This window comes from Spiroplasma endosymbiont of Lariophagus distinguendus (genome assembly GCF_023846195.1).
Classification (GTDB): domain Bacteria; phylum Bacillota_I; class Bacilli_A; order Mycoplasmatales; family VBWQ01; genus Spiroplasma_E.
Window position 1 is genome coordinate 1 of the sequence record NZ_JALMUW010000054.1, and the last position, 6,973, is coordinate 6,973.

Sequence of the window (6,973 nt, forward strand, 5' to 3'; positions counted from 1 at the left end):
AATTACTGAAAGTAAATATTTTTTATTGTATTTAATTAACTGAAAAATATATTAGTTGTGTAAATAATATTTTTTATTCATATAAAAACAATTTTTAAGTTTTAGATTTCAATAGAATATATAATTTAAAAAAAAATAAAATTCATGATATCTAGTTAATTGAATTAGAACACATTTTTACAATATAATCTATCAAAATAAAAACTCTATCTATCATTAATATTTATTTGCTTTTTTATATTGTTAATGATATTATTTTTAAGTACTTTTTATTAATAGTAATTTTATAAGTGAGGTGAAACCATGGCAAAAGCAAGCATCCATCCAGAGTATTTTCAAACTAAAGTAACATGTATAACATGTAGCAATAATTTTATAAGTGGTTCAACTAAGGGTAAAGAAATCCGTGTTGATACATGTTCAAGTTGTCATCCATTTTATACTGGAAAACAATCATTTGTTTCAGCAAAAGGAAGAGTTGAACGCTTTAATACAAAAGCAAGTAAACAAGTTGAAACAAAATCAAAAACTGTTGAAATAAACAAAGCAAAACCACAAAATACTAAAACTATTGTATTAGAAACAGCAAAAGATGTTCTAAAACTAACTGATACTAAACAAGTTAAAAAATAATTTTAATTAAACTAGAAACTAATAATAGTTTCTTTTTTTTTATACTTTAAAAATAAAATTATTTACAGACATATTTACCATTAATTAAGTTAAAATATTGTATGTATACAACCCAATAAATATAGAATATAATTTTAATAGTATATGAAATAAAAAACTTTAAGGTAGGGAATGGTTTTATGGAAAAATCATCTGATTTTAATAAATTGGTAATAAGTAAAGGTATTAGATATAATACTGAGCAAACTAGTAACTTTAATTTTAGTATTATTAATTTATCCGTTGAAAAAGCCGTAAAAGATTGAAGTTTTGAAGGAAAATATCCTAGTTGCTTGGCAATTTTTAGTAATGATGAAGATAATATTGAAAAATTAATTAATGCTCTAGCAGGTTCTTCTGCTATTATGGAGGGTAAAATTTTAATTGATGATATTGATGTTACTTATAATAGTATTGGTTTTGAACGAAAAATGGCTTATGTTAGTATGCATTTACAGAGTTGAAATAAATTATTTAGTATTCAACGTAACTTAGTAAGAACAGCAATTACTAATAAACCCTTTTTACAAGAAATAAGCAATATTAATCAAAAAATTAAGACTGATATTGAAAACTTAAAAAATACAGGTTTAAATTTAGACAGTGGTTATTTTAAAGAAAAATTAATTAATATTATTAAAAATTTTATTAATGAAACACAAAGCACTCGTAATAATTTTATTAAAGAATATCAATATCAAATTAATCATTTTCATAAAAACTTTGCTCAAGAGAAATTTAATTTTGCTGGAAGTGAAAAATTAACAGATATTCTAATTAAAAAATTTACTGCCGAAGAAAAAAATATTATTGCAAATAATAACTTATTATTTTTACAATCTTTGCAAGATCGTATTTCTAGTTTAGAAAGTTTAGTGGGACCATGTTTTTGTGGATGTAATCCACCAAAAGAAAGAAAATGAGAGTTTCAACTACGAGAAATTAGTTTTGTTATTAAAGAAATAAATAATTATTTAAATAGAGAGATTAGTACTACTAGAAGTGAAATTAGAACTACGTTAAAAACTTGTAACAATCATAATCAAAATTTTAATAGTGAACTTAATCATTTAGTTTCATATCAACAAATTAAATGTACTCGTAGTCAAATTGATCAAATTTTAGACCAGTGAATTGACTTAGCAGAAGTACAAAGAATTAAATTTAATATGAAACAAGATTTTGTGGCAATGCAACTTTTACCAGATGAAATGCATTTACTTTTAAAAAATATTAAAGATGAAATTAAAATTTATCATGATAAAATTTTAAAAAATCCACAGTTACAAGATAAAGAAACATATCAACAACAATTACAAACTTTATATTCACAGTTAATTGATGTCCGTGATTTAATTAGTGAAAATATTGTTATGATATTTAAACATTTAGAACTAAGTCATTTATTGTCACTACGTTTAACACAATTAACAATAGTAGAACGACAAATAATAAAAATCATTCAACAATTAATTGTACCTACTAAAATTTTAATTTTACATAACCCATTTGAACTTTTAAATGTTGATAATAAAGAACAATTAGCAAATTGAATTAAAAAATTACAAAAATTTTTGAAAATAATTATTATTTTTACAACTAATAATCAAGTTGATATTAATTTATTAGCGACTAATGTTACTGTTATTGAAAATGAAATAATTATTCAACAAGGGAATGTTAGTGAAATCACTGATAAACCATTATCTTTAAATTTATTGAAAGAAATAAATGAACAGCATATTAATATTGCAAAGGGAGAATGAAATGCTCATAATTTATATTTTTATAATGTAAATTTAGGTAAGTTTGATGTTAAAACTGCTTCTACTATTGCTTTTAAATCAAATGCCATTTTGTTTAATGCAAAGAAACCACGATTTACTTTTTTAAAAAATTCAATTATTATTAATGGTGTTATTAAAAATATTACTAAAGTTGATGATAAAAAAGCATATTTATTGATTGAAACTACTAAATCAGAACAATTTGAAGTTTTAACAAATAATAATGATAATTTAGAAGTGGGAACTGTTGGTTGAATTAGTATTACTAAAAATTCAATTTTTGTTTTTGATGATGAAACAAAACAATTAATTGGTACATGATAGAAAGGATATATAATATGAATAAGTTTAAAAAAGAAGCACAAGCAATTTATGAATTAATAAAAATCAGTAATCCAATTATTATTCATCGTCATATTAATCCTGATGGAGATGCTTTGGGTTCACAATGAGGATTAAAAAAAATTATTGAAGATAATTTTCAAAATAAAAAAGTACTTGTTCCAGGCGAAACAAATGAACATATGGCATCATTATTTCCACAACCAACTTTTGTTAAAAAAGAAGATTATGAAAATGCACTAGTAATAGTCACTGATACAGCTAATCGCGAACGAATTAGTGGTCAATTTTGAGAAGAAGGAAAAAAGATAATTAAAATTGATCATCATCCAATTGTTGATAAATATGGTGATATTGATTTAATTGAAGAAAAGGCTTCTGCTGCTTGCCAAGTAGTGGCGAAATGAGCACAAGTATTGAATTTAAAAGTTTCAGCTTTAGCAGCTAGAAATTTATTTCTTGGTTTAGTTACTGATTCTGGTAGATTTTTGTATCGCTCTGTTAATGAAGAAACTTTTCAGGTTGCTAGTTTTTTAGTTAAACAAAATTTTAATTTATTAGACTTATATCAAAGTTTATATATTCAAAATTTAAAAATCACAAGATTGAAAGGATATATATTATCAAATTTTAAAATTACTGATAATGGTGTTGCTTATATAATATTTAACGATAAAATAATTACTGACTTACAAACAAAAATTATTAGTCAAAATAAAATATTAAATATTAAAGGCGAAGTTGTTTTAAGTAGAGAAGATTTAACTAGTCAAGTTAATGTAATGTCAAATATTGATGGTATTAAAATTTGATTAATTGCTGCTTATGATCAAATGAATAGTAAAATTAAAGTTAGTGTTCGTAGTGCAAGATGAATAATTAATGATGCTATTGCAAAGTTTGGTGGTGGTGGTCATCAGACAGCTGCTGGTGCATATTTACAAAATATTAATGAAGTTGAAAAATTGATTGATAGTTTAGATAAAATTGCTAGTAAATCACCAGAATTAACAAACAATTAAAATTAGAGATGGAGTTGGATATAAATGTATAGTCGTTATAATGAGGGATGAATTGAAGTAATTACTGGTTGTATGTTTGCTGGAAAAACCGAAGAGTTTATGCGACGTATAAATCGTTTACAGTATGCTAAACGCAAAGTGCTAGTTTTTAAACCCAAGGTTGATATTCGTTATGATGCTAAAAAAGTAGTAAGTCATAAAGGAGTATCTATCACAGCGATAGTAATTGATGATCCAATGCAAATATTAAAACATATAGATAAAGAAATAGAAGCAGTTGCAATTGATGAAGTACAATTTTTTAAATCATCAATTATTGAAGTGATTAAAACATTAGCAAATCAAAATAAGCAAGTTATTGTTGCTGGTTTAGATCAAGATTTTCGTGGTGAACCATTTCCTGTTACTAAAGAATTATTAGCTTTAGCAGAATTTGTAACTAAATTAGATGCTGTTTGTGTAAAATGTGGTAAAGCAGCAACAAGAACACAACGTATTATTAATGGCCGGGAAGCTAGATATGATGATGAAATTATTTTAATTGGTGCGCAAGAACAATATGAAGCTCGATGTCGTAGTCATCATCGTGTCTTAACAAATAATCAGAATAGATAAATCAGGTGTGATATTATGAATGAAAAAACATTAGAACAGTTAATGCAACTTACTAAAAAATATAGTGAAATTGAAAAGCAATTAGAAAATCCCGAATTAATTCCTCGTGATAAATACACTGAATTAACAAAAGAACATAGTAGATTAGAAACAATTATTGAACAATATTGAAAATATGAAAAAATTAACAAAGAAATTATTGAAGCAAAAAAGGCATTAGCAACCGAACAGGATCAAGAACTTTGTGAAATGCTTAAAACAGATATTAAAGCAAATGAAATTGAATTAGAAAAAGCAGAAAATGAATTAAAACTAACACTAATTCCTAAAGATATAAATGATAATAAAAATGTTATTATTGAAATTAGAGGAGCTGTTGGTGGCGATGAAGCAAATATTTTTGCTGGTGATTTATATCGTATGTATAGTAAGTATTGTGAAATTCAACGATGAAAAATTGAAACTATTGAAGCAAAAGAAGCAATAAATGGTGGATTTAGTTATATTGCTTTTATGATTAAAGGTAAACATGTATTTGCTAAATTAAAGTTTGAAGCTGGTGGACATCGTGTTCAGAGAGTTCCAAAAACCGAATCACAAGGACGAGTTCATACTTCAATTGCAACGGTTGCTGTATTGCCAGAAGTTAATGAAGTTGAAATTAAAATAAATAATTCTGATTTAAGAATTGATACTTATCGTTCTAGTGGTGCTGGTGGTCAACATGTTAATACTACCGATTCAGCAATTAGAATTACTCATATTCCAACAGGTGTTGTTGTAACTTCACAGGACGGACGAAGTCAACATGATAATAAAGATAAAGCAATGCGGGTATTAAGAGCTAAACTTTATGAAAAAAAAGTTGAAGAAGAACAGGGAAGAATTGGTAATTTAAGAAAAACAGCTGTTGGTAGCGGTGATCGTTCAGAAAAAATTAGAACATACAATTATCCACAAAATAGAGTAACCGATCATCGAATTGGATTATCTTTATTAAAGTTAGATCGTATTATGGAAGGTAATATTGATGAAATTATTATTGCTTTAATTAGTAGTGAACAAAAAGAAAAATTAGAAAATATTGATGAAAATATTACAGTATTAAAATAAAAAAAGGAAGAAATTATTATGGATTTTAAGATTTTAGACTCTAGAACAAAAATTTTGTTTTTAATATCAGTTATTTTTTTATATGCGACATTAGGAACATTTATTACATTAACTTTTAGTAGTGGTATTATTCACATTTTATTTTTAGTTTTAACATTATGATTTGCTAGTGCATCTAGTTTAATTTTTCATTATTTATTATGAAAAAATTTAGAATTTTTACGAAATATTAATGGTAATAATATTAATAATTTTGGTTTTATTATTAGTATTTGTAGTTACATTATTCTTTTTCCAATTATTTGTTTATTAACAATTAGTTTTTTATTTATTTTTAGTATTATTGTTTTAATTCTCGTTGTTAATAATTTAATAAAAAAAACTTCAAGAAATAATAATTCATCTGTTAATTTTCAATAAAATATTTATTTTTGGAGTATAAATTAATGACTTATAGAGATTATCTTTTATTAGCAAAAAAAATTAATAAAAAAAATGAACAAATTAATAAGATAATTTTATTAAAGTTTATTAATAAAGATTTATCTTGATTATATGCAAATCTTAGTCAAACAATAGCAATAGATTTTTTAGAATCATATTTACAACTAGTTAAAAAATTTGTTGCTGGCTATCCTTTACAATATATTATTGGTTATCAATGATTTCTTGATCATAAGTTTGTTGTTGATAATAGAGTATTAATTCCTCGTAATGAAACTGAAGAACTAGTTAAAAATGTTTTTGTCTATGCGCAAAACATTTTTAATAATGATAATTTAAAAGTATTAGATTTAGGGACAGGCAGTGGTGCTATTGCTATTAGTTTAGCGTTAAAGAAACCTAATTGAAATATAGTAGCAAGTGATATTAGCAAAGATGCATTAACTATTGCTAAGATTAATAACGATAATTTTAACCTAAAAAATATTAATTTTGTTGAAAGCGATATATTTACAAATCTTAAAAATCATAAATTTAATATTATTGTTTCAAATCCACCATATATTGATGAGACAGCAAATACTTTTTCAAAACATAATTTACAATATGAACCAAAATTAGCTTTATTTGCTGATCATAAAGGATTATATTTTTACGAAGTAATTTTTCAACAATGTCATGCAGTTTTAGAAAAATCTTTTTTATTAGCATTTGAATTTGGTTTTGATCAAAAAGAAGCACTAACTATTCTTATTAAAAAGTATTTACCACAATATAATTACAAATTTATTAAAGATATTAATAATAAATGAAGAATGCTATTTATTTGGTAAGCATTATAACATATAAAAATAATTTAAGAACAATAATTTTGTCACTCAAAAGGTGACTATTTTATTTTTTGAAAAGGAAAATCTCATTTAATCTTTCAATTAGGATAACGGGGGCAGTTTTAATGTGGCGTATCATTGAAATATT

The 6,973-nt window shown here is 24.2% G+C and carries 7 protein-coding genes; all 7 read left to right on the top strand.

Translation table 4 applies throughout. The annotated features are described in order from the left end of the window. The first annotated feature begins 303 nt into the window (after positions 1-303). The gene (gene rpmE, locus M0D11_RS07445) at positions 304-633 is read left to right on the top strand and encodes a 50S ribosomal protein L31 (RefSeq protein WP_368862541.1); all 330 of its coding nucleotides are present in this window, start codon (positions 304-306) and stop codon (positions 631-633) included. Between the two features lie 179 nt (positions 634-812). Then, positions 813-2,783 carry an ATP-binding cassette domain-containing protein gene (locus tag M0D11_RS04740; RefSeq protein WP_252320568.1) on the top strand — a complete coding sequence of 657 codons (1,971 nt, stop codon included), beginning with the start codon at positions 813-815 and terminating at the stop codon, positions 2,781-2,783. Between the two features lie 14 nt (positions 2,784-2,797). Then, complete coding sequence (locus M0D11_RS04745) at positions 2,798-3,823, top strand: DHH family phosphoesterase (RefSeq protein ID WP_252320570.1); 1,026 nt, start codon at positions 2,798-2,800, stop codon at positions 3,821-3,823. A gap of 24 nt (positions 3,824-3,847) precedes the next feature. Next, positions 3,848-4,438, top strand: a complete 591-nt coding sequence (locus tag M0D11_RS04750) for a thymidine kinase (protein WP_252320572.1) — start codon at positions 3,848-3,850, stop codon at positions 4,436-4,438. A gap of 15 nt (positions 4,439-4,453) precedes the next feature. Next, the gene (prfA, locus tag M0D11_RS04755; RefSeq protein WP_252320574.1) at positions 4,454-5,551 is read left to right on the top strand and encodes a peptide chain release factor 1; all 1,098 of its coding nucleotides are present in this window, start codon (positions 4,454-4,456) and stop codon (positions 5,549-5,551) included. Between the two features lie 18 nt (positions 5,552-5,569). After that, the gene (locus tag M0D11_RS04760; RefSeq protein WP_252320576.1) at positions 5,570-5,971 is read left to right on the top strand and encodes a hypothetical protein; all 402 of its coding nucleotides are present in this window, start codon (positions 5,570-5,572) and stop codon (positions 5,969-5,971) included. Between the two features lie 26 nt (positions 5,972-5,997). Then, positions 5,998-6,828 (top strand): peptide chain release factor N(5)-glutamine methyltransferase, encoded by an 831-nt coding sequence (gene prmC / locus M0D11_RS04765; protein WP_252320578.1) that lies wholly within the window; start codon positions 5,998-6,000, stop codon positions 6,826-6,828. The last annotated feature ends 145 nt before the right edge of the window (positions 6,829-6,973 follow it).